The organism is Stenotrophomonas sp. GQ19 (genome assembly GCF_059758695.1).
In genome coordinates, this window is the sequence record NZ_JCAXES010000001.1 from 226437 (window position 1) to 249153 (window position 22717).

Genomic DNA, 22717 nt, shown 5'->3' on the forward strand with positions numbered 1-22717 from the left:
GCGATCCCGATGTCTTCCACCGCCGCTGCTGCGCCGCTCTCCGCTTCCCCGACCACCACGCACGCCGTCACCCTGCAGCGTCGCGACGCAGCGCCCGTGACTGGCTGGCCCGACGACATGCTGCCGCTGCTGCAGCGTCTGTATGCCGCACGCGGTGTCACCGATGCGGCGCAGGCGCAGCCAAAGCTGGCGCAGCTGCACGCGCCGGAGCTGATGGGCAGCATGCAGGCTGCAGTGAACCTGCTGGCCGAGGCAATTGCCAGCAACGCCCGCATTCTGGTGGTGGGCGATTTCGACTGCGACGGCGCCACGGCGTGCGCGGTGGGCGTGCGCGGACTGCGCATGCTCGGTGCGCGCGACGTGGTGCACGCGGTGCCCAACCGCATCCTGCACGGCTACGGATTGTCGCCGTCGCTGGTGGCGGACCTGGCGCACCTGCAGCCGGGCCTGCTGGTCACCGTCGACCACGGCATTGCCTGCCATGCCGGCGTCGCGGCGGCCAAAGCACTGGGCTGGAAAGTGCTGGTCACCGACCATCACCTGCCCGGCGAACGGCTGCCGCCGGCCGATGCGCTGGTAGACCCGAACATCAGCGGCGATGCCTTCCCCAGCAAGGCGCTGGCGGGCGTGGGCGTGATCTTCTACGTGCTGATGGCGCTGCGTCGCCACCTGCGCGAACAGGGCGCCTTTGCGGCGACCCCCGAGCCGGACCTGCTGACCCTGCTCGATCTGGTCGCGGTGGGCACCGTGGCCGACCTGGTGGCGCTCGACGCCAACAACCGTGCACTGGTTGCTGCCGGGCTGCGCCGCCTGCGCGCAGGGCAGGGCTGCGTGGGCGTGCAGGCCTTGATCGAGGCCAGCGGCCGCGACCCGGCACGGCTGAGCGCCACCGACATCGGATTCGCGCTGGGCCCACGCTTGAATGCTGCCGGGCGCCTGGAAGACATGGCGTTGGGCATTGAACTGCTGCTCACAGAAGACCGCGGCCAAGCCCGCGAGATCGCCCAGACACTGGAGCAGATCAACGCCGAGCGCCGCGCGGTGCAGCAGCTGATGACCGACGACGCCGAACTGGCGGTATCGCGCGCGATGCTCACGGCCGAAGGCGAACGCCCGATCGCCGCGTGTCTGTTCGATGCCGACTGGCATCCCGGCGTGGTCGGCCTGGTGGCATCGAAGATGAAGGACCGCCTGCATCGCCCGGTGATTGCGTTTGCCCCGTCCGAACCGGGCAGCGATTCACTGCGCGGCTCGGCACGCTCGATCCCCGGCTTCCACATCCGTGACGCGCTGGCGCTGGTCAATGCCGCGCACCCGGGCCTGATCGACAAGTTCGGTGGCCACGCGATGGCGGCGGGCCTGAGCCTGCCGCACGCACGCTTCGATGATTTCCAGAAGGCGTTCGTGGCCGTGGTCGAATCCAGCATGGACCCGGCCTCGTTGCAGCAGCTGCTGCTGAGCGATGGCGAGCTGGCGCCGGGGGAACTCGATTTCCGCCATGCCGAAGCGCTGCGCCTGGCCGGCCCGTGGGGGCAGGGCTTCCCCGAGCCGCTGTTCGACGGTCATTTCCAGGTGGCGCGTTGGCAGGTGCTGAAGGAAAAGCACCTGAAACTCAGCCTGCGCGTGCCCGGCCGTGCCGAACCGATCAATGCGATCCACTTCAGTGGCTGGAAGGGCACCGCCCCGGCCGACCACGTGCATATCGCCTACCGCCTGGTCAGCGACGACTACCGTGGCGGCGGCGCGATCCAGCTCATCATCGAACACTGCGCCGATGCTTGAACCGCACCGTTGCCTGCTCTTGTCGGCCTGCCTGCTGCTGACCGGACTCCCCTTTACCACAGACGCCCATATGCGCCCATCGCCCATCGAACGCTTCGACCTGCAGAGCCGCGTCGTGCTGCAGGCCGATGAGGCTGCACGCACCGAACTGTCGACCCGCGAAGGCTTCGAGTTCCCGGACCTGGAGGGCTCACGCCAGAGTGTGGCGTGGTTGCTGGGGCTGGAGTTGACCGCGCGCGTGGCGGGCGAGGGCGACGCGCCGGCCGGCGCGGTCACGGTCGACGACGCGGTTGCCGCCGTAATGGCGCGCCTGGCCAGGACCCGCTGCGTCGCCACGGCCTACGCGCCATCGGCCGATCCGGACGATTACCGGGATGCAGACGACCAGACCGGCGCGCTGGCGTTCACCTGCCAGCTGCCCGATCCCGCCCCGCTGCGCCCCCTGCATGCTGCATTGCGCAGCGCCCGGACCGACAGCGAACGTCAGCAGGCTGCGCAGCACCTGCTCGCCGCCTATGTCGATCACCTGGCCCATGCGCCCGACCGGCCGGTGCACGCCCGGCATGCCACCTGGTCGCGCCCGTACACCGCCGACCATGCGGTGATGCAGAGCATGGGGGTGATGGGAACCCTGTTGCCGATGCTGTTTCCGTTCGATGGCTGGGAAGACGACGACGCCTGAGCGTCGCCGTCCACCGCCGCGTGTGCGGGGTTACTCCTGCACCGTGCTCACCAGCGTCGGCATTTCCCAGGCGCCGCCGGCCGAGACCAACCGGCACAGCCCGGTGCTGGACACGTCGGTCTTCACGAACTGGGTGCCGGTCCAGCCCCAGCTGGTGGTGTAGAAGCAGTCGCCCAGACCGCGGCCCCTGTGCGATTCGACGATGGTGCGCACGTCATCGCCTGCGCCGGAGGTGGTCACCAGCCGCGGCTGGTACGGGGCACGGTCGTTGACCACCCAGTAGCCGTCACCGGTGTTGTAGGCCGCGCGCCAGCAGGCCTGCGAGACCAGCAGCTTGTCCGCACTCAGGCGCTGCACGGTGATCTCCTGCGGGCCCTCATTGGAGATCACGCTGTCGCCCGGGTGCAGGGCCTCGCAGTCGTCGGCGGAGGTTGCCGCGGCCAGCGCCGCGCGCAGTGCCTTCGATTCGCCCAGTGCTTCATCGGCGGGGCGGGTGGGCACTACCTTGGCCAGCTTCACCACCGGCATCGGCACGGCCGGCAGCACCGTGCTTTCCGCCTTGGTGCCCTTGCGGGCCAGCGCGCCCGGCGTGCCCAGCCGGCCCTGGAATTCATCCATCTTCAACAGCACCGCCGAGGCGCCGCGATCGGACACCGTCCAGCGCTTGCCGTCGTTGCCGGTCAGCACGATCCGGCTGGTGCCGGTCAGGGTGGACAGCAGTGCCTTCACCTGCGCCGGCGAGAGCACGGCGGTGCCGTCTGCGGCCTTGTAGGCCAGCGCGCCCAGCTTGGTGTCGTTGATCTGCAGTGACAGCTGCTTGGGCAGTGCTGGTCCGTCCATTTGCCCGAGCATCACCTCGGCCTTGACCGGCTGGTCGGGGCCCGCCAGCCGGGTCAGCAGGATAGACACCGGCGCATTGCCGCCGTCCGCGTCGTTCTGGTAACCGGCCGCGCGGCAGGTGCGGGTGTTGTCGCAGGCCAGCGTCCAGTCGTTGTGGGTGAAGCTCACGCCACTGACGGCGGCGGGCGCGGCGTGGGCCGGCAGCAACGGGGCGAGCAACAGCAGGGGGAGCAGGGCAGGCAGGCGCATGCGGGACGTCCTTGTAATGACGCAATGGGGGAGCGGCATCTTGGCCCACTGCGCCGGGCACGCCAAGCCTTGCATCGGCTCAACCCCGTTTGCCGGCATGATCCGTTCAACCTGCTGTCATCGGATAAGGAGCGTCACATGCAACGCACACTTCGTGGGATCGGCATGCTGGGCATGCTGCTGCTGGGCACGCAGGCAGGTCTGGCACAAGCACGCACCGTGCCGCGTCCGCCACCGGTGACGCCGGTGCTGCAGGTGGCCGGGGCCGAGGTGCCCGTGCAGCTGCGCCAGGTGCGCCTGGACAGCCGCGTGGTGGCCGGCCTGGGCGAGACCCGCATCGAGATGACCTTCTTCAACCCCAACCGCCGCGTGCTGGAAGGCCAGCTCGAGTTCCCACTCGCCGACGGCCAGCAGGTGGCCGGGTTCGCGCTGGACATCGACGGCGTGCTGCGCGACGCGGTGCCGGTGCCCAAGGCGCAGGGCCGCCAGGTATTCGAGGCGATCGAGCGGCGCCGGGTCGACCCGGGCCTGCTGGAGCAGACCGCGGGCAACCAGTTCCGCCTGCGGGTGTACCCGATCCCGGCCCACGGCAGCCGTCGCATCGTGCTCACCTTCCGTGACACCCTGCCCGTGGATGCAAAGGGGTTGCGCTGGGCCGTGCCGCTGCAGTTCGCGCGGGGCGCCGACGAGGTGGTGCTGCGCATGGAAGCCCGGGGCACCGGTGCCCCGACAACGATCCAGCCGTCGCCCTGGAAATTCAGCGCCGAGCAGGGCGCGTACGTCGCGCAGTGGCAGGGGCGCGGCGATGCATTGCCTGCCCAGGTGCTGTGGCGTCTGCCGCAGGTCCGGCAGCCGGACGTGGTGACCGGCCTGCACGAGGGACAGCGCTATCTGCTGGCGCAGGTGCCGGTGCCGGCACAGGCCACGCCGCGGGTGCTGCCCACGCGCGTGGGACTGTTGTGGGACGCATCCGGTTCGGCGCGCCAGCGTGACCGGGCCGCGGAGTTCGCGGTGCTGGACCGTTACTTCGGTGCGATGGGCACGGGCGAGGTAGAGCTGACCGTACTGCGCGACCGCGCCGAACCGACGCGCCGCTTCCGTATCCACGGCGGCGACTGGAGCACGTTGCGGACCTACCTGACCGGCCTGCCGCTGGATGGCGCCAGTGCGCTTGGCGCGTGGACCCCGCGCGCCGACATCGGCGAGTACCTGCTGGTCAGCGATGGCCTGTCCAACTACGGCACCCCTGCGCCGCCGACACTGGCAGCAGGGCAGCGCCTGTACGCGCTGAGCAGCGCGGGCTCGCGCACCGATGGTGCCCGCCTGCGTGCATGGACCGGGGCCCACCATGGGCAGGCATTGGTGCTGTCCAGTGTGGCCGAGGTCGAGGCGGTGCTGCCCTTGCTGCTGCAGCAACCGGCGCAGGTCGTGGCGTTGCGCGGCACCGGCGTGGACCAGCTGGTGGCCGACGCAAGCGCGGCCAGCCAGGGCTGGCTGCGGGTGTCCGGCCGGGTGCAGCGCGATGATGGCGTGGTGGAGGTGCAGGTGCGCCTGGCCGATGGCCGTGACCACACCCAGCGGATCACGCTGGCCGGTGCCCGCGCACTGGACGGGGGGCTGGTGGCGCAGGCCTGGGCCAGCGCCACGCTGGCCGGTTACGCTGCCGACCCGGTGGGCAATGGCGCGCGGATCGGCACGCTGTCGCAGCAGTTCGGGATGGTCGGTGCGGACACCTCGCTGCTGGTGCTGGAGACCCTGGACGACTACCTGCGCTATGGCATCCGCGCCCCGGCACCGCTGCGCGCCGACTACGACCGCCTGCATGCCGTGCGCATCGGCGACGAAAAGCAGGCGCGTGCGCAGCGCCTGGACCAGATCGCGCTGCAGTTCGCCGAACGCGAGCGCTGGTGGAACACGCGCTGGCCCAAGGGCGCGCCCGCGACCCAACCGGTGCTGACCAAGGCCGCGCCCATGGCGGTTGCCGCTGCGGATGCGCAGGTCTACATGGAGGCGCGCGCCAATGACGTGGTCACCCCGCCTTCGCCGCCCGCACCGCCGGCGCCGATGGCCTTGGCCGCTGCGCCGCGTGGCGACGTGGAGGCTGTCGCCGTCACCGGCAGCAAGCGCAGCCGCAGCAGCAACAGCGGCGCCATCGCGGTCACGCTGGCTGCGTGGGAACCCGATTCGGCCTATGCCCGACGCCTGCGCGGTGCCGCACCCGCACAGCTGTACGCGCTGTACCTGGCCGAACGCGAGCAGCACAGTGACAGCAGCGCGTTTTACCTGGACGTGGCCGACCTGCTGCTGGCCGCCGGCCAGCGCGAGCTGGGCCTGCGCGTGTTGTCCAACCTGGCCGAGATGCAGCTGGAAAACCGGCACGTGCTGCGCGTGCTCGGCTACCGCCTGATGCAGGCCAATGCGCCGGACCTGGCGGTGCCGGTGTTCCGCCAGGTGCTGCGGCTGGGCGAGGAAGAGCCGCAGAGCTTCCGCGACCTGGGCCTGGCGCTGGAGGCCAGCGGCCAGTACCAGCCGGCGCTGGACGCGCTCAACGAGGTGGTGGTGCGGCCCTGGGACAGTCGTTTCGACGGCATCTCGCTGATCGCGCTGGACGAACTCAACACCCTGGCCGCACGCGAACGCGTGGATGCCCGTGCCGTCGATCCGCGGCTGCGCCGGGCGCTGCCGCTGGACCTGCGGGTGGTGCTCAGCTGGGACAGCGACAACAGCGACATGGACCTGTGGGTGACCGACCCCAACGGCGAGCGCGCCTACTACGGCAACCGGCTCACCTACCAGGGCGGGCAGATGTCGCAGGACTTCACCGGCGGCTACGGGCCCGAGCAGTTCTCGCTGCGCGATGCCAAGCCCGGCAAGTACAAAGTGGAGGCGAACTTCTTCGGCAGCCGCGAGCAGCTGGTCACCGGCGCCACCACCCTGAGCCTGCGCCTGAGCACGCACTGGGGCACCGGCAAGCAGCGCGACCAGCAGGTCACGATGCGGCTGAAGGACAAAGCCGAGACGGTGCTGGTGGGCGAGTTCGAGGTGCGCTAGCACGCCACCGCGGTTCGACAGGGAGCAGGGCAGGGTGACGCAGATGACGTCGCCCTGTCTGCACTGGGGCGGGCGGCTACAATCCAGGGCCTGCCCCTCTTTTCCGGCCTTTCTGCATGGACCCTGTCATGGCCCCCGCCGCGCCGGTGCGCTGGCGTCCCGCCACCCGCTTCCTGGTCTGGTCGGCCATCCTGCTCACGACTGCGGTCGCCAATGCCTTCGTCGAGGTGATGGACGCCCAGCGCCGTGGCGATGGCCTGGCACTGTGGGAACCGATGATCTGGGAGCTCAGCAGTGTGGTCGTGATCCTGCTGACCCTGCCGTTGCTGTGGTGGGGTTGCCAGCGCTGGCCGCTGCATGCCGACACCTGGAAGCGACGGCTGCCGGCGTACCTGCTGGCCAGCGTGGCGTGGTCGCTGGTGCATGTGGTGGGGATGATGGCCCTCCGTCATGTGTCCTATGCGGCGCTGGGCCAGCACTACGAAGACGGCTCACCCTGGCCGACGCGGCTGGTGTACGAGTACCTCAAGGACGTCCGCGCGTTCTTCAGTTTCGTGGCGATCGAGCACTTCTTCAGCTGGTTCGGCCGGCGACGGCAGGGCGAGGCGCATCTGCTGGCAGCGCCCGATGACGCGCCCACGGCGGAGCCCGCCGATGTGGCACGTCCCGAACGCTTCCTGGTGCGCAAGCTCGGCCGCGATTTCCTGGTGGCCACCGCCGATATCGAATACGCGCAGGCCGCCGGCAACTACGTCAACCTGCGCGTGCGCGGGCATGACTATCCGTTGCGCAGCACCATGGCGGCGCTGGAGGAGCGGCTGGATCCGGCGATCTTCGTGCGTGCCCACCGCAGCTGGGTGGTCAACGTGCGCCGGCTGGTCTCGATCGAGCCCCTGGACGGCGGTGAGGCGCTGCTGCACATGGACGATGGCGGGCGGGTGCCGTGCAGCCGCCGGCAGCTGCCGTCGTTCCGCCAGGCATTGGCGGCGCAGGCCACCGGCTGACGGCAGAGCGCCGCCAGCCGGCGTGGCACCCCGGATGCCCGGGATGCCGTCAGGCAGTTCAGCGCTTGCCGTCTTTCTTGATCATCGCGTCGATGCGACCGGCGCGCGCTTCCGAGCCCGGGTGCGAGGACATCAGGCCACCTTCGCTGGACAGCTTGCGGAACATGCTGGCCAGCGCGGCCGGGTCGTAGCTGTGGCGCTTCATGAAGCGGTAGCCGTACTCGTCGGCCGCGCTCTCTTCCTTCTGCGAGAACTGGGCGTTGACGAAGCCTTCGGCCAACTCGCCCAGCTGGCCCTGGGTCAGGTCGGCGACGTTGGCGTTGCCGGAGGCGGCCAGGGTGTCGCGACCGGCCGAAGTCAGCATGGCGGTGCGCATCTTGGTCTTGCTGTGGCCCAGCTTCACGTGGCCGATTTCGTGGCCGATCACACCACGCACTTCATCGTCGGAGGCCATGTCCATCAGGCCCGAGTACACGCGCACGCAGCCGTTGGCCATGGCCCAGGCGTTGACGTCTTCGGTCAGGTAGACCTTGAAGTTGAGGTTCAGGCCGTCTTCGTTGGCCAGGCCCTGGGTGATCTTGGCCAGGCGCTGGGCATACGGGCTGTTGGCCGGGGCGATCTTGTTGTCCTTGTCCATGTAGGCGCAGGCCTGGTCGGCGGCCTTGGCCACGTCGGCATCGGACAGGGTCAGGGCCTGGCCGGCCTTCATGCCGGTGCCGGCCAGCGACTTCAGGTCGATGGCCGAGGCGTTGCCAGCGGCGAAGCAGGCCAGGGCCAGCAGAACAGCGGAGGATGACTTCCTCATCGGGTAAAACTCCATGTAGGTGGTATTGGGGGCGACCGCTGGCGGGGGCCAGCGGGCGCGGCAGGAGTCTACCCTCTGGCCCGCCCGGCGTGTTCACCCATCGCTGACGCGGGCCGCCCGGGCGCCACTGCCGCCGGCCGTTGCGGCCTCAAAGCCCCGGATAGGCTATGATGGACAGTCTTTTCGCACGCACTAATTGCCGACATGATCGAGCTCAATCCTGTCCGCCAGCGCATCACCGATCTGACCGATCGCGTGCTGTCGCTCAGGGGGTATCTTTGACTACGACGCCAAGAAAGAGCGTCTGGAAGAAGTAACCCGGGAACTGGAAAACCCGGATATCTGGAACAACGCCGAATACGCCCAGAACCTGGGCCGCGAACGCGCCAACCTTGAAAAGACCGTGGGCGGCATCGCCACGATCCTGGATGGCCTGTCCGAGTCCGGCGAACTGCTGGAACTGGCCGACAGCGAACAGGACGAAGATACCGCCCTGGCCGTGGTCGCCGACCTGGACAAGTACCAGAAGCACGTTGAACAGCTGGAATTCCAGCGCATGTTCTCCGGCCAGATGGACAACGCCGCGGCGTTCGTCGACATCCAGGCCGGCGCCGGTGGTACCGAAGCCCAGGACTGGGCCGAGATCCTGCTGCGCATGTACCTGCGCTGGTGCGAATCGCGCGGCTGGAAGACCGAGCTGATGGAAGTGTCCGGTGGCGACGTCGCCGGCATCAAGTCGGCCACGCTGCGCGTCGAAGGCGATTACGCCTACGGCTGGTTGAAGACCGAAACCGGCGTGCACCGCCTGGTGCGCAAGTCGCCGTTCGATTCGGACAACCGCCGCCACACCAGCTTCACCTCGGTGTTCGTGTCGCCGGAAGTCGATGACAACATCGAGATCGACATCAACCCGGCCGACCTGCGCACCGACGTGTACCGGTCCTCCGGTGCCGGTGGTCAGCACGTCAACAAGACCGAATCGGCGGTGCGCATCACGCACATTCCGACCAACACGGTCGTGGCCTGCCAGACCGGCCGCAGCCAGCACCAGAACCGCGACAACGCGATGAAGATGCTGGCCGCCAAGCTGTACGAGCTGGAAATCCAGAAGCGCAACGCCGAGCGTGACGCCGTGGAAGCCACCAAGTCCGACATCGGCTGGGGCAGCCAGATCCGCAACTACGTGCTCGACCAGAGCCGTATCAAGGACCTGCGCACCGGCATCGAGCGTTCGGACACGCAGAAGGTGCTGGACGGCGACCTCGACGAATTCGTCGAAGCCAGCCTGAAGTCCGGCCTGGCCGTGGGTGCCAAACGCACCGACGCCTGACCGTCGGGGCCGCCGCGCGCGGCCCCGATCCGGTGTGCCCGGGCCGCGCCCGGTTTCGCAATCCGCCCCGACCATCGGCATGATGGCGGGGACCGTACCTCCCCCCGACATACATAGACCCACGCCATGAACGATCAGACCGCCGCGCCGCAGCCCCCCGTCGACGAGAACAGCCTCATCGCCGAGCGCCGCGCGAAACTGACCGCCCTGCGCGGGCAGGGCATCGCCTACCCGAACGATTTCCGCCGCGAACAGTTCGCCGGCACCCTGCAGGCCGAGTTCGCCGACGCCGAGCAGTGGACCGCTGAAGCGCTGGAAGCCACCGACCGCCAGGTGAAGATGGCCGGCCGCCTCATGGCCAAGCGCGTCATGGGCAAGGCCAGCTTCGCCCAGATCCAGGACGAGTCCGGCCGCATCCAGCTGTTCCTGCAGGGCAGCACCCTGGGCGATGCCTACACGGCGTTCAAGGGCTGGGACGTGGGCGACATCATCGGCGTGGAAGGCGGGCTCACCCGCACCAAGACCGGCGAGCTGTCGGTCAAGGCCACCAGCATCCGCCTGCTGACCAAGTCGCTGCGCCCGCTGCCGGACAAGTGGCACGGCCTGGCCGACGTGGAGCAGCGCTACCGCCAGCGCTACGTCGACCTGATCGTGACCCCGGAGTCGCGCGAGGTGTTCATCAAGCGCTCGCGGATCATCCGCGCCATGCGCGCCTGGCTGGACAGCCGCGACTTCCTGGAAGTCGAAACGCCGATGATGCATTACATCCCCGGCGGCGCCACGGCCAAGCCGTTCACCACCCACCACAACGCGCTGGACCTGGACCTGTACCTGCGCGTGGCCCCGGAGCTGTACCTCAAGCGCCTGGTCGTGGGTGGGCTGGAGCGCGTGTACGAGATCAACCGCAACTTCCGCAATGAAGGCGTGAGCACCCGCCACAACCCGGAATTCACCATGATGGAGCTGTACGAGGCCTACGCCACGTACACCGAAGTGATGGACCTGACCGAAGGCGTGATCCGTGACGTGGCCAGCAAGGTGCTGGGCACCACCACGGTGGAGTGGGACGGTGCCACCATCGACCTGGCCCCGGCGTTCCGCCGCTGGCGCATGGACGAGGCCGTGCGCCACCACAACCCGGAGATCAGCGCCGCCGACTGCACCGACCGCGACGCGCTGGCCGCCCACTGCGAGCGCCTGAAGATCCGCATCAAGCCGTCCTACGGCTGGGGCAAGCTGCTGCTGGAGATCTTCGAGGCCACCGTCGAGCACACCCTGGTGCAGCCGACCTTCATCACCGACCACCCGGTCGAGGTGTCCCCGCTGGCCCGTGCCAACGATGACCAGCCGGGCTACACCGACCGCTTCGAGCTGTTCATCAACGGCAAGGAGCTGGCCAATGGCTTCTCCGAGTTGAACGACCCGGAAGACCAGGCGGCCCGGTTCCAGGCCCAGGTGACGGCCAAGGAAGGCGGCGACGACGAGGCCATGCACTACGACGCCGATTACATCCGTGCGCTGGAGTACGGTATGGCGCCGACTGGCGGCCTGGGCATCGGCATCGACCGCCTGGTGATGCTGCTGACCGGCAGCAGTTCGATTCGTGATGTACTGCTGTTCCCCTACATGCGTCCGGAAAACTGAGACGTACGTCCGGGTGCCCGACACGGGCATCCCGGGCGGGGTTCCGCTGTCGTGGCCGCGCGCGTATCTTTTCTGCGTGGTCATTGCGACAGTTCTGCGTGATGGCCAGGCAGGGATCGAGCCGAAGGCGGGCGTGACGCCCGCATCACACTGCGGCTACGATCATGAACCGGGCGATCGCGACGGGAGGCGGATCCATGCAAGGTGCCAGTGTGCAGAGTGGCGGAATATCCTTTCCGCAGCATGTTCCAGTGTGGTCCAGGAAGACGGCGGAAGCAGCCTTGAATATTGTCATCGTTGACGATCAGACGTCCGCGCGCACCATGCTGCGTCATGTCATCGAGGACATCGCGCCGGAACTGAGCGTGCACGACTTCGGTGACCCGCTCACCGCGCTGGCCTGGTGCGAGTCGCACCCGGTCGACCTGTTGCTGCTCGACTACCGCATGCCGGAAATGGACGGGCTGGAATTCGCCCGCCGGTTCCGCCGGTTGCCCAAGCACCGCGACATCCCGGTGATCCTGATCACCGTGGTCGGCGACGAGCCGATCCGCCAGGCCGCGCTGGAAGCGGGTGTGATCGATTTCCTGGTCAAGCCCATCCGCCCGCGCGAACTGCGCGCGCGCTGCTACAACCTGCTGCAGCTGCGCCAGCAATCGGAAAACGTCAAACAGCGTGCGCTGTCGCTGGAGCAGCGCCTGCTGGCCAGCATGCACGAAGTGGAAGAGCGCGAACGCGAAACCCTGTCGCGGTTGGCGCGTGCGATCGAGTTCCGTGATGCCGGCACCAGCGCCTACCTCGAGCGCATGGCGCACGTGGCCGGGTTGATCGCCGAACAACTCGGCCTGCCCGAGGAAGAGTGCAAGCTGATCGAAATGGCCGCGCCGCTGCACGACATGGGCAAGATCGCCATTCCCGATGCAGTGCTGCTCAAGCAGGGCAAGCTCAACGAAGAAGAGCTGGCGATCATGCGCCGGCACCCGCGGATCGGCTACGAGCTGCTCAGCGGCAGCCAGAACCGCTTCATCCAGGTGGGCGCGTTGATCGCGCTGCGCCACCATGAGCGTTATGACGGCAGCGGCTACCCCGACGGCCTGATCGGCGATGCGATCCCGCTGGAAGCGCGGATCGTGGCGGTGGCCGATGTGTTCGACGCGCTGATCTCGCCCCGCCCGTACAAGGAAGCGTGGACCATGGAAGCCACCATGGCCTACCTGTACGCGCAGCGCGGCCGCCTGTTCGACCCGCGCTGCGTGGACGCGCTGATGAAGGGCCGCGAGCAGCTGGAAGAGATCTGCGCCCAGCACTCGACCGCCTCGACCCGCCCGGGAATGTGAGATGCAGCCCCTGTACCCGTGGCTGAAGCGCCGGTTGGCGCAACGTCCGGATACCGAGCACGGGCAGGTGGTCGTGCGGATCGCCCTGATTTCGCTGATCCTGCTGTATGTGCTGCTGGCGGGGGCGCGCAACCACCTGCTGGACCAGTACCACGGCGTGCTGGCCACGGCGCTGACCGGGCTGGGCGTGTCGCTGCTGTTGCTGGGCTGGCTGCTGTGGCGGCCGCAGCGGTCGCACCTGCGGCGGGTGGTCGGCATGCTGGCCGACTACGGGTTGATCGCGCTGGGCATGATCCAGATGGGCGAGCCGCTGGCCTGGGTGTATGCGGTGGTGATGTGGGTGACGGTGGGCAATGGGCTGCGCTACGGCAACCGTTACCTCGCCGCTGCCATCGCGCTGGCCATGCTCGGCTTTGGTACCACCGTGTTGCTGACCCCGTACTGGATGGACAACGCCAGGCTGGCTTTCTTCCTTTGGTTGGGGCTGGCAGTGGTGCCGATGTGCTGCTCGACCCTGCTGCGCCGACGCATGCGAGTGCCCCCCATGAACGACTCTCCCCGCACCGGCCCCGCCGGCAAGCAGCACCTGCTGGCCCGGTTCAAGCAGCGCCTGTCCGGCCGCCCCGACAGCGAGCACGCGCAGAACCTGATCCGCATCGCCATCACCTCGCTGTTCATCATCTACCTGGGCTGGCGGTACCTGGAGAATCATGGCGATACGCTGCTGGCCACCTGGCTGATCCTGGCCTTCGAGCTGACGGTATCGGCCGGGCTGCTGGCGGCCATCCTGCTGCAGCCGGGCGTATCGCACGTGCGGCGGGTGATCGGCATGCTCACCGACTATTCCTGCATGGGGCTGATCATGACCATCCAGGGCGAGCCGGCCGCGCCGCTGTACGCGGTGTGCCTGTGGGTCACCATCGGCAACGGCATGCGCTATGGCAGCACCTACCTGCGCGTGGCCACGGCCATGGGCTGCGTGGCGTTCCTGTGCACGATCATGCTGGCGCCGTACTGGCAGCAGCACAGCTACCTGGCGTGGGGGCTGCTGCTGGGGCTGGCGGCCATCCCGCTGTACTTCGACTCGCTGCTGCACGCACTGACCCGCGCGGTGGCCGAGGCGCGCCAGGCCAACGAGGCCAAGAGCCGCTTCCTGGCCAACATGAGCCATGAATTCCGCACCCCGCTGAACGGCTTGGCGGGCATGACCGAGGTGCTGGCCACCACCCGCCTGGACGAGGAGCAGCGCGAGTGCCTCAACACCATCCAGGCCTCGGCGCGCAGCCTGCTGGCGCTGGTGGAGGAGGTGCTGGACATCTCGGCCATCGAGGCCGGCAAGGTCCGCGTGGAGCGCCACGAATTCGCCCTGGCCGACGTGCTGCAGGCGATCAACCTGATCCTGACCCCGCAGGCGCGCACCAAGGCGCTGGAGTACCGCGTGGTGGTGGACGAACACGTGCCGCCGCGGCTGTACGGCGATGCCGGCCACCTGCAGCAGATCCTGCTCAACCTGATGGGCAACGCGGTCAAGTTCACCGATGACGGCTTCGTGGCGTTGCGGGTGTCGCTGCTGGACGGGCAGGTCGGCGAGCGGGTGATGCTGCGCTTTGAGATTCTCGACAGCGGTATCGGCGTGCCGGCCGCGCTGCGCGAGCGCCTGTTCGATGCCTTCGAGCAGGCCGACGTGGGCCTGGCCCGCCGCCACGAGGGCACCGGTCTGGGCACCTCCATTGCCAAGGGGCTGGTGGAATCGATGGGCGGCCGCATCGGCTATACCCCCAACAGTCCGCGTGGCAGCGTGTTCTGGGTGGAAATCGCGCTGGACGTGGCGATGACCCCGGTACTGGCCGGCGACACCACCGAGAATGGCAACGTCATCGCCTTCTCCAATCCGTTCTTGCGCCACCGCGCCCGGGTGCGCAGCCTGCGCGTGCTGGTGGCCGACGACCATGCGGCCAACCGCATGGTGCTGCAGCGCCTGCTGGAGAAGGCCGGCCACAAGGTGGTCTGCGTCAATGGCGGCGAGCAGGTGCTGGACATGCTGGAGCAGTCCGACTTCGACACCGCCATCGTCGACCTGCACATGCCGGGCATGAGCGGGCTGGACCTGCTCAAGCAGCTGCGGGTGATGCAGGCCAGTGGCATGCCCTACATCCCGGTGATGGTGCTCAGTGCCGATGTCACCCCCGATTCGATCCTGCGCTGCGAACAGGCCGGTGCGCGCGCGTTCCTGGCCAAGCCGGTGGTGGCCACGCGGTTGCTCGACATCCTGGCCGACATCGCCGCCAACACGCGGCCCGAGCCGGGTATCCAGGCGGTGCCCGCCGCGCCGGTGGTGGCCGGCGCGCTGGATCCGGCGGTGCTCGACGAGCTGGCCGCGCTGGGCATGGGGGAGGGGTTTGAAAAGCAGTTCATCGCCCAGTGCCTGAGCGATGTCGACGGTTGCATGGCCCGTATCCACACCAGCGGTGAACAGCAGGCCTGGGATCAGCTGCGCGAACACGCCCACGCGCTGCGTGGGGTGGCCAGCAACCTCGGCCTGGTCCAGGTGGCCAATGCCGGGGGTGAGCTGATGCGCATGCCCGACTGGCAGCTCAAGGCCGAATGGACCCCGCGCGCGGCCGCCCTGGGCAATGCGTTGCGACAGGGAAGGAAGGCACTCGACGCCCGGGCTGTCGCCCTGCCGCAGTCCGATGGCGACGAGTGCACGCCCTCCTGAACATGGCCAGGCTCAGCCGGCATCACCGTTGCGCCGTCCCTGTGCCCGCACCAGCCGGTCCATCGTACGCAGCGACTTTTCGCCCAGCTGCATGGCCGTGTCCACCCAGATCTCGGTGATCCGCATCATTTCGTGCAGCGGCACCATGCTGGACACTTCCGACACTTCGCGCATGGCCGCCCAGGCGTGCGGAATGCGCTTGCTGTCCTTGATCACCCGCTCGACCGCGGCGACGCCTTCACCCACCGGCACCACCACGTCCACCAGGCCCATCTCGTGCAGTTGGCGGGCGGTGTAGAGGTTGCCGTCCAGCATGATCTTCTCGGCCAGGCGCGGGCTGATCCGCTGGCACATGAAGGAGTAGGCGCCCATGCCCGGGAACAGGTCGAACAGCACCTCGGGCAGGCCCATCAGCACGCCTTCCTCGGCCACGATGGTGTGGCAGCTCAGGGCCGCCTCGAAGCCACCGCCAAGCGCGTTGCCCTGCACCAGCGCGATGCTGTGCGCGCGCACGCCCAGGCCGGCGTGGAACGCATGCACCCCGCGCACGCAGCGCTGGGCGTAGTCGAGCAGGCGCGGGCGGTCGCCCTCGCGGATCAGGCGGCAGAACAGTTCCAGGTCGCCGCCCAGGTTGAACACGTCGCTGTCCGACGCCAGCACCACGTGCGGGGACAAGGCATGGGAGATGCTCAGGCGTTCGCCGAGCTCGCGCTGGTAGCCCACGATATCGTCCACCAGCCGCGAGGCGAAGCAGGGGCGACCGGGCTGGTCGACCAGGTTGGCGTGCATGTGGATCCAGTACACGTCACGGTGCGCTTCTTCGGTGATGCGCAGGGTCGGGTGCAGCTGCGGGCGGGGGGCAAAGGGATGGACTGCAGACATGGGAGTTCTCCGTAAGACCGTCCGGCCGACCGCATTGCGGACGGAGAATGAAGGGGGCGAGCAGAACGTGCGGCGGCGAGTGATTCTATGCGCGGGGTGTGAACCGCCTGCAAGCGGGGCTGGTACCGCCCGGCCGCCGCGCCGTCCCGGGCAGCACCCGGCACGGCCCGCCTTGGCAAGGCGAGGCCGGCAAACCCCTGCGGGGCGGGGCATCCTGCGGCGCGCAGGGGCTGGCACAGGGCCTGGCGCTACGTTTCGGAATGTGATGAATATGGAGGGTGGGGGCTGCGTACCGGTACCGGTGGCCGGGGAGGGCGCGCCGATGTGGCCCGGGGGGGCCATGGCGCACTTCGGCAGCGGTCATGCGTTCGCCGCGACGATTTGCGGCATCGGCAGTCGTTTGGGAACCGACGCTACCACTCCGGCCATCCTGGCGGCCTGACGGGGTCGCTGGTAGGGTCGCTCCCCAGACGACCGCACGCAGTGTGTCCCGGCCGATGGTGGGCATGACGTTGGCCGGAGCCGCCGCTTTGCAAGGATGCGACGCGGATGCGTTCTTCGGCAACGGGCATGCATTCGCCGCGACGATCTGCTGCATCGGCAGTCGTTTGGGAACCGCCCCTACCAGTACCACTGCCATTGACGGCGGCATGCCGTCCTTTCGACCACAGGCGCGCCAATCAAAAACCCCCGCCGTTTCCGGCAGGGGTCCTGTTCGTCATCGCTGTCCGCACATCCTTACGGGGCAGGCGTATCGCGCAGTTCGCGGCGCAGGATCTTGCCGACGTTGGTCTTCGGCAGTTCCTTGCGGAATTCCACGATCCGGGGGTGCTTGTACCCGGTCAGGTTGGCCCGGGCGTGTTCCTTGACCATCTCGGCGGTCAGGTTCGGGTCCTTCTTGACGATGACCACCTTGACCACTTCGCCGGACTTCTCGTCGGGCACGCCGACTGCGGCCACTTCGAGCACGCCCGGCATCATCGCGATGACGTCTTCGACCTCGTTGGGGTACACGTTGAAGCCGGACACCAGGATCATGTCCTTCTTGCGGTCGACGATGTAGAAGAAGCCGTGCTCGTCCATCCGCGCCATGTCACCGGTGTGCAGCCAGCCGTCGGCGTCGATGGCCTGGGCGGTTTCTTCCGGCCGCTGCCAGTAGCCCTTCATCACCTGGGGGCCCTTGATGCACAGCTCGCCCACTTCGCCCGGGGTCAGTGTCTTGCCGTTGTCATCCTTGACGCACGCATCGGTGGACGGGATCGGCAGGCCGATCGCGCCGTTGTACTCGGCCAGGTTGAGCGGGTTGATGCAGGCGGCCGGCGAGGTTTCGGTCAGGCCATAGGCCTCGACCAGGGTCACGCCCGTGGCCTTCTTCCAGCGCTCGGCGACCGCGCGCTGCACGGCCATGCCGCCGCCCAGGGTGAACTTCACGGTGGAGAAGTCGATCTCGTCGAAACCGGGCGTGTTGAGCAGGCCGTTGAACAGCGTGTTGACGCCGGTGATGGCGGTGAAGCGGGTGGCCTTGAGCTCCTTGACGAAGCCCTTCATGTCGCGCGGGTTGGTGATCAGGTGGTTGCAGCCACCGAACTTCATGAAGACCAGGCCGTTCGCCGTCAACGCGAAGATGTGATACAGCGGCAGCGCCGTGATGATCACTTCCTTGCCCGGCTCGATGCCCGACGTGGACAGCCACGCCGAGGCCTGCTGCATGTTGGCGATCAGGTTGCGGTTGGTGAGCATGGCGCCCTTGGCCACGCCCGTGGTGCCGCCGGTGTACTGCAGGAAGGCCACATCCTCATGGTCGATCTCGACCTTGGGCAGGGTGTGGCGGCTGCCCAGCTTGAGTGCCTGGTTGAAGCGCACCGCGCCGCGGATGCTGTAGTTGGGCACCATCTTCTTGATGTACTTCAACACGAAGTTCACCAGCAGGCCCTTGGCACCGAGCATGTCGCCCAGGCCGGTGGTGATGACCTGCTTGATCGGGGTGTCGGCAAGGACCTGCTGGACGGTGTCGCCGAAGTTGTCGACCACCACCAGCACCGCAGCGCCGGAATCCACCAGCTGGTGCTTGAGCTCGCGCGCGGTGTACAGCGGGTTGACGTTGACCACGGTGAGGCCGGCGCGCAGCACGCCGAAGGTGGCCACCGGGTACTGCAGGCAGTTGGGCATCATCAGGGCGACGCGATCGCCCTTTTTCAGCTGCAGCTCGCCGAGCAGGTAGGCAGCGAACTGCTCGACCAGCGCGTCGGTTTCACCATAGGTGAGCTGCTTGCCGAAACTGGAGTAGGCGGGACGGTCGCGGTACTTGGCCACCGAGGTATCGAACACGGCAGAGACCGAAGCGAACTCGTTGACGTCGATCTCGGCGGGTACGCCGTTGGGATAGCTCTGCAGCCAGGGACGTTCCAGACTCATATTCCCCCTCCAGGAATCGTTGATGAAAGTGTGTGCTGGCCCTGAGTATCCGCCAGTTCACGTCCGGGCAGCATACCGGGCCGGATGGAAAAGGCGAAGAGGGCGTGAAGAGGCGGCGATCTGCCGCGGGGGTGACGACCGCATGGCCCGTTGGCCCCGGTGGGTCGCGACCGCGCTGGACCACGAGCCCGGTGGGCCAAGACCCTGGTGGGCCACGACCGTTGGTCGTGGCGCTTTCATGGCAGCCCCGACCAACGGTCGGGGCCTACCGGTGGGGTCAGCCCTTGGCAGCCAGCTGGCGCAGTACGTACTGCAGCAGGCCGCCGTGCTTGAAGTACTCCACTTCCTTCGGCGTGAGCAGCATCACGTGCACCTCGAAGGTCTTGCGGGTGCCATCGGACTTGGTGGCTGTTACGGTGGCCGTCTTGCTGGCGCCATCGTTCAAGCCGGTGATGTCGATGGTCTCCGAGCCGTCCAGGCCCAGGCTCTGCGCGTTCTCGCCGGCCTTGAACTGCAGCGGCAGCACGCCCATGCCCACCAGGTTGGAGCGGTGGATACGCTCGAAGCTCTCGGTGATCACGGCCTTGACGCCCAGCAGGTTGGTGCCCTTGGCCGCCCAGTCACGCGACGAGCCGGTGCCGTATTCCTTGCCGGCGAACACCACCAGCGGCACGCCGTCGGCCTTGTACTTCATGGCCGCGTCGTAGATAGCCAGCTTCTGCGGCTCGCCACCGCCTGCGGGGAAGTACAGCGTGTTGCCGCCTTCCTCGCCGCCGAACATCAGGTTCTTGATGCGGATGTTGGCGAACGTACCGCGGACCATGACGTCATCGTTGCCGCGGCGGCTGCCGTAGCTGTTGAAGTCGGCCGGCTGCACGCCGCGCTCCTGCAGGAAGCGGCCTGCCGGCGAGTCCTTCTTGATGTTGCCGGCCGGGGAGATGTGGTCGGTGGTGATCGAATCCCCGAACAGGCCCATCACCCGCGCGCCGTGCACGTCGTCGACGTGGCCGACCTGCATGGTCATGCCGTCGAAGTAGGGCGGGTTCTTGATGTAGGTCGATGCGCCGTCCCATGCGTACAGGTCGCCGTCCGGCGAAGCGATGGTGTTCCAGCGGGTGTCGCCCTTGAACACATCGGCGTAGTTCTGCTTGAACATCTCCGGCCCGATGGTTGCGGCGATCACATCGCCGATTTCCTTGTTGCTCGGCCAGATGTCGCGCAGGTACACCGGGTTGCCGTCGCGGTCATTGCCCAGCGGCTCGGTGGTGAGGTCGATGTCGGTGGTACCGGCAATCGCATAGGCCACCACCAGCGGCGGGCTGGCCAGGTAGTTCATTTTGACTTCCGGGTGTACGCGGCCTTCGAAGTTGCGGTTGCCCGACAACACCGAGGTCACTACCAGGTCGCCAGCGGCGATGCCGGCGCTCACTTCGGCCGGCAGCGGGCCCGAATTGCCGATGCAGGTGGTGCAGCCATAGCCGACCACGTAGAAGCCGATCTTCTCCAGCTCGGTAAGCACGCCGGCCTTTTCAAGGTAATCGGTGACCACGCGCGAGCCTGGGCCAAGCGAGGTCTTCACCCACGGCTTGCGGTCCAGGCCCTTGGCGGCCGCGTTGCGTGCGAGCAGGCCCGCACCGATCATCACCGCCGGATTGGAGGTGTTGGTGCACGAGGTGATCGCGGCGATCACCACCGCGCCGTCCTTCAGGCGGAAACGCGTGCCATCCAGTTCCACATCGCTGTAGCCCTTGGCCAGCTGTTCGTTGCCGACCGCTGCGCCGCCGCCTTCGTTGACGAACTTGGACACGTCATCGTTGCGCTTGTCGCGGTTGGTGGTCAGCCCCACCAGGCTGTCGCGGTAGTTCTGCTTGACGTCTTCGAGCAGCACGCGGTCCTGCGGCCGCTTCGGGCCGGCCAGCGACGGCTTGACCGTGCCCATGTCCAGTTCCAGCGTGGCGCTGTAGCTGGCGTGCGCGGTCTGCGCGTCGTGCCACAGGCCCTGCGCCTTGGCGTAGGCCTCGACCAGGGCGATCTGTTCTTCACTGCGGCCGGACAGGCGCAGGTAGTTCAGCGATTCCTCGTCGATCGGGAAGATGCCGCAGGTGGCGCCGTATTCCGGGGCCATGTTGCCGATCGTGGCGCGGTCGGCCAGCGGCAGGTGCTGCAGGCCTTCGCCGAAGAACTCGACGAACTTGCCAACCACGCCGTGCTTGCGCAGCTGCTGGGTGACAGTAAGCACCAGGTCGGTGGCGGTGGCGCCCTCGGGCAGCTTGCCGGTGAGCTTGAAACCCACCACCTGCGGGATCAGCATCGAGGACGGCTGGCCGAGCATGGCCGCCTCGGCTTCGATGCCGCCCACGCCCCAGCCGAGCACGCCGATGCCATTGATCATGGTGGTATGGCTGTCGGTGCCGAACACGGTGTCGGGGTAGGCCACCGGCGTGCCGTCCTTGTCGGCGGTCATCACCACGCGGGCCAGATTCTCCAGGTTCACCTGGTGGACGATGCCGGTGTTGGGCGGCACCACCTTGAAGTTGTCGAACGCCTTCTGGCCCCAGCGCAGGAAGCCGTAGCGTTCCATGTTGCGCTGGAATTCGATCTTGCCGTTGAGGTCCAGCGCGTCGGGCGTGCCGAACACGTCCACCTGCACCGAATGGTCGATGACCAGTTCCGAGGGGATCTGCGGATTGATCTGTTCCGGGCGGCCGCCCAGCTTGACCACCGCATCGCGCATCGCGGCCAGGTCGACCACGCAGGGCACGCCGGTGAAATCCTGCAGCACCACGCGTGCGGGCATGAAGGCGATTTCGATGTCCGGCTCGGCGGTCGGGTTCCAGCGGGCCACTGCCTCGATGTGGTCGCGACCGACCGTGGCGCCACCATCCTCGTGCCGGAGCAGATTCTCCAGCAGGATCTTCATGGAGTAGGGCAGGCGGGAGATGTCGAACTGCTGTCCGAGCTTGGGCAGGCTGAAGTAGTCGTAGGTCGTGCCGCCGACGTCCAGCTGGCTGCGGGTGGAGAACGAATCGCTCATGCGGGGTGACTCCTCTTGCGGATGGCTTGCGTTGGCCCGCCCGAGGCAGGCCTGCTTGCGTTCGCCGTTGGCCCATAGGCCCGGTGACCGTTCCAAGTATGAACGATTCAGCCGGCCTTCGGCCTGCGGCATCGGGTCTCAGGGTACATAGAGATATGTATCGCTGATGTCATGGGGACCTGCGTATCCTTTGGCCGGCAAGGCCGGGATGGGGCGTGGCGCGTCCTCGGGTGGAAGTATGCCCCCGGAAGTATGTATAATTTGTGCATACTTTGGAGGGCCTACCGATGGAAGCCACCGTTGCAGAACGCGGACAGATCACCTTGCCCAAGGCGGTCCGCGATGCGCTCGGCCTGACCAAGGGCACCCAGCTGAAAGTGGAACTGGACGGCAGCCGGATCATCCTGCGCAAGAGCGTGGACGACGCGATTTCGCGCGCCCGCGGCAAGTTCGCCCTGGATGGCTTCGATTCGGCCCAGGCCGCCGTCGACGCGGTCCGCGACGCCGAGTGAGCCGCGCATGATTGCCGTCGATTCGCCGGTCCTGATCGAGCTGCTCAGCAACGGCCCCCAGGCCGACGCCGTGGAAGCCTGCCTGCGCCAAAGCCTGGTCGGAGGGCGCGTGGTGATCTGCGGCGTAACCCTGGCTGAGATCTGCGCCTCGCTGCGCGGCGGCGCCGAGGTGCAGGGCGCGCTGGAAGAAATGGGTATCCATTTCAGCCCGCTGGAGGCCAAGTCCGCATTGCGCGCCGGCGAGATGCACCGCCGCCACCGCCAGCGCGGCACCAGCAGGCGCGGGCTGGACGATTTCATGGTCGGGTCGCACGCGCTGCTGCAGTGCGATGGCCTGATCACCTGGAACGATACGTTTTACCGCGACTACTTCAAGGGCCTGAAGCTGATCGTGCCGCACGCTTGAGCCCACTTATTCCACCGCTGTATTC

15 protein-coding genes are annotated in these 22717 nt (G+C 67.7%); 10 read left to right on the top strand and 5 right to left on the bottom strand.

The window, feature by feature from the left end:
* Positions 1 to 9: 9 nt before the first annotated feature.
* Together recJ and AC6CHL_RS00990 are read left to right on the top strand one after the other, a co-directional pair.
* Positions 10 to 1782 (top strand): single-stranded-DNA-specific exonuclease RecJ, encoded by a 1773-nt coding sequence (recJ, locus tag AC6CHL_RS00985; RefSeq protein WP_498292879.1) that lies wholly within the window; start codon positions 10 to 12, stop codon positions 1780 to 1782.
* 70 nt (positions 1783 to 1852) lie between these two features.
* A complete protein-coding gene (locus tag AC6CHL_RS00990; RefSeq protein WP_498292881.1) occupies positions 1853 to 2464 on the top strand; it encodes a hypothetical protein in 612 nt (203 codons plus the stop codon).
* 30 nt (positions 2465 to 2494) lie between these two features.
* Here the strand turns inward: AC6CHL_RS00990 and AC6CHL_RS00995 are convergent, their stop codons facing one another.
* Positions 2495 to 3553: a DUF1176 domain-containing protein gene (locus AC6CHL_RS00995; protein ID WP_498292883.1), complete on the bottom strand. Its 1059-nt coding sequence runs from the start codon at positions 3551 to 3553 to the stop codon at positions 2495 to 2497.
* Positions 3554 to 3691: 138 nt separating this feature from the next.
* On the opposite strand from AC6CHL_RS00995, the gene AC6CHL_RS01000 reads away from it, so the two are divergent.
* Both AC6CHL_RS01000 and AC6CHL_RS01005 read left to right on the top strand, forming a co-directional pair.
* Positions 3692 to 6604 carry a DUF2135 domain-containing protein gene (locus tag AC6CHL_RS01000; protein WP_498292885.1) on the top strand — a complete coding sequence of 971 codons (2913 nt, stop codon included), beginning with the start codon at positions 3692 to 3694 and terminating at the stop codon, positions 6602 to 6604.
* Positions 6605 to 6732: 128 nt separating this feature from the next.
* Positions 6733 to 7608: a LytTR family DNA-binding domain-containing protein gene (locus tag AC6CHL_RS01005; RefSeq protein WP_038688557.1), complete on the top strand. Its 876-nt coding sequence runs from the start codon at positions 6733 to 6735 to the stop codon at positions 7606 to 7608.
* A 58-nt stretch (positions 7609 to 7666) separates the two neighbouring features.
* On the opposite strand, the gene AC6CHL_RS01010 is transcribed toward AC6CHL_RS01005, so the two are convergent.
* The gene (locus AC6CHL_RS01010) at positions 7667 to 8413 is read right to left on the bottom strand and encodes a M48 family metallopeptidase (RefSeq protein ID WP_038688555.1); all 747 of its coding nucleotides are present in this window, start codon (positions 8411 to 8413) and stop codon (positions 7667 to 7669) included.
* 204 nt (positions 8414 to 8617) lie between these two features.
* Between AC6CHL_RS01010 and prfB the strand changes: the two genes are divergently transcribed.
* From prfB to AC6CHL_RS01030, 4 genes are all read left to right on the top strand, one after another.
* A protein-coding gene (gene prfB / locus AC6CHL_RS01015) for a peptide chain release factor 2 (protein ID WP_102100629.1) occupies positions 8618 to 9743 on the top strand; the annotation gives its coding sequence in 2 pieces (ribosomal slippage) (positions 8618 to 8692 and positions 8694 to 9743; 1125 coding nt in all).
* A gap of 126 nt (positions 9744 to 9869) precedes the next feature.
* Positions 9870 to 11387, top strand: coding sequence for a lysine--tRNA ligase (lysS, locus tag AC6CHL_RS01020; RefSeq protein ID WP_038688552.1), 1518 nt, complete (start codon positions 9870 to 9872; stop codon positions 11385 to 11387).
* Between the two features lie 197 nt (positions 11388 to 11584).
* On the top strand, positions 11585 to 12724 hold the full coding sequence (gene rpfG, locus AC6CHL_RS01025) for a cyclic di-GMP phosphodiesterase response regulator RpfG (protein ID WP_137189399.1): 1140 nt from the start codon (positions 11585 to 11587) through the stop codon (positions 12722 to 12724).
* 544 nt (positions 12725 to 13268) lie between these two features.
* Positions 13269 to 15443, top strand: coding sequence for a response regulator (locus AC6CHL_RS01030; protein ID WP_498293485.1), 2175 nt, complete (start codon positions 13269 to 13271; stop codon positions 15441 to 15443).
* A gap of 12 nt (positions 15444 to 15455) precedes the next feature.
* On the opposite strand, the gene rpfF is transcribed toward AC6CHL_RS01030, so the two are convergent.
* The 3 genes from rpfF to acnA form a co-directional block, all read right to left on the bottom strand.
* Positions 15456 to 16325: a diffusible signal factor synthase RpfF gene (gene rpfF, locus AC6CHL_RS01035; RefSeq protein WP_447593418.1), complete on the bottom strand. Its 870-nt coding sequence runs from the start codon at positions 16323 to 16325 to the stop codon at positions 15456 to 15458.
* 738 nt (positions 16326 to 17063) lie between these two features.
* Positions 17064 to 18740, bottom strand: a complete 1677-nt coding sequence (locus AC6CHL_RS01040; protein WP_478071074.1) for a long-chain fatty acid--CoA ligase — start codon at positions 18738 to 18740, stop codon at positions 17064 to 17066.
* A 277-nt stretch (positions 18741 to 19017) separates the two neighbouring features.
* The gene (gene acnA, locus AC6CHL_RS01045; protein WP_498292887.1) at positions 19018 to 21774 is read right to left on the bottom strand and encodes an aconitate hydratase AcnA; all 2757 of its coding nucleotides are present in this window, start codon (positions 21772 to 21774) and stop codon (positions 19018 to 19020) included.
* Positions 21775 to 22061: 287 nt separating this feature from the next.
* Here acnA and AC6CHL_RS01050 point away from each other — a divergent pair, with 287 nt between their 5' ends.
* The gene (locus AC6CHL_RS01050) at positions 22062 to 22286 is read left to right on the top strand and encodes an AbrB/MazE/SpoVT family DNA-binding domain-containing protein (RefSeq protein ID WP_038688544.1); all 225 of its coding nucleotides are present in this window, start codon (positions 22062 to 22064) and stop codon (positions 22284 to 22286) included.
* Positions 22287 to 22293: 7 nt separating this feature from the next.
* Entirely contained in the window at positions 22294 to 22692 is a 399-nt protein-coding gene (locus AC6CHL_RS01055) for a type II toxin-antitoxin system VapC family toxin (protein ID WP_038688541.1), read from the top strand.
* The last annotated feature ends 25 nt before the right edge of the window (positions 22693 to 22717 follow it).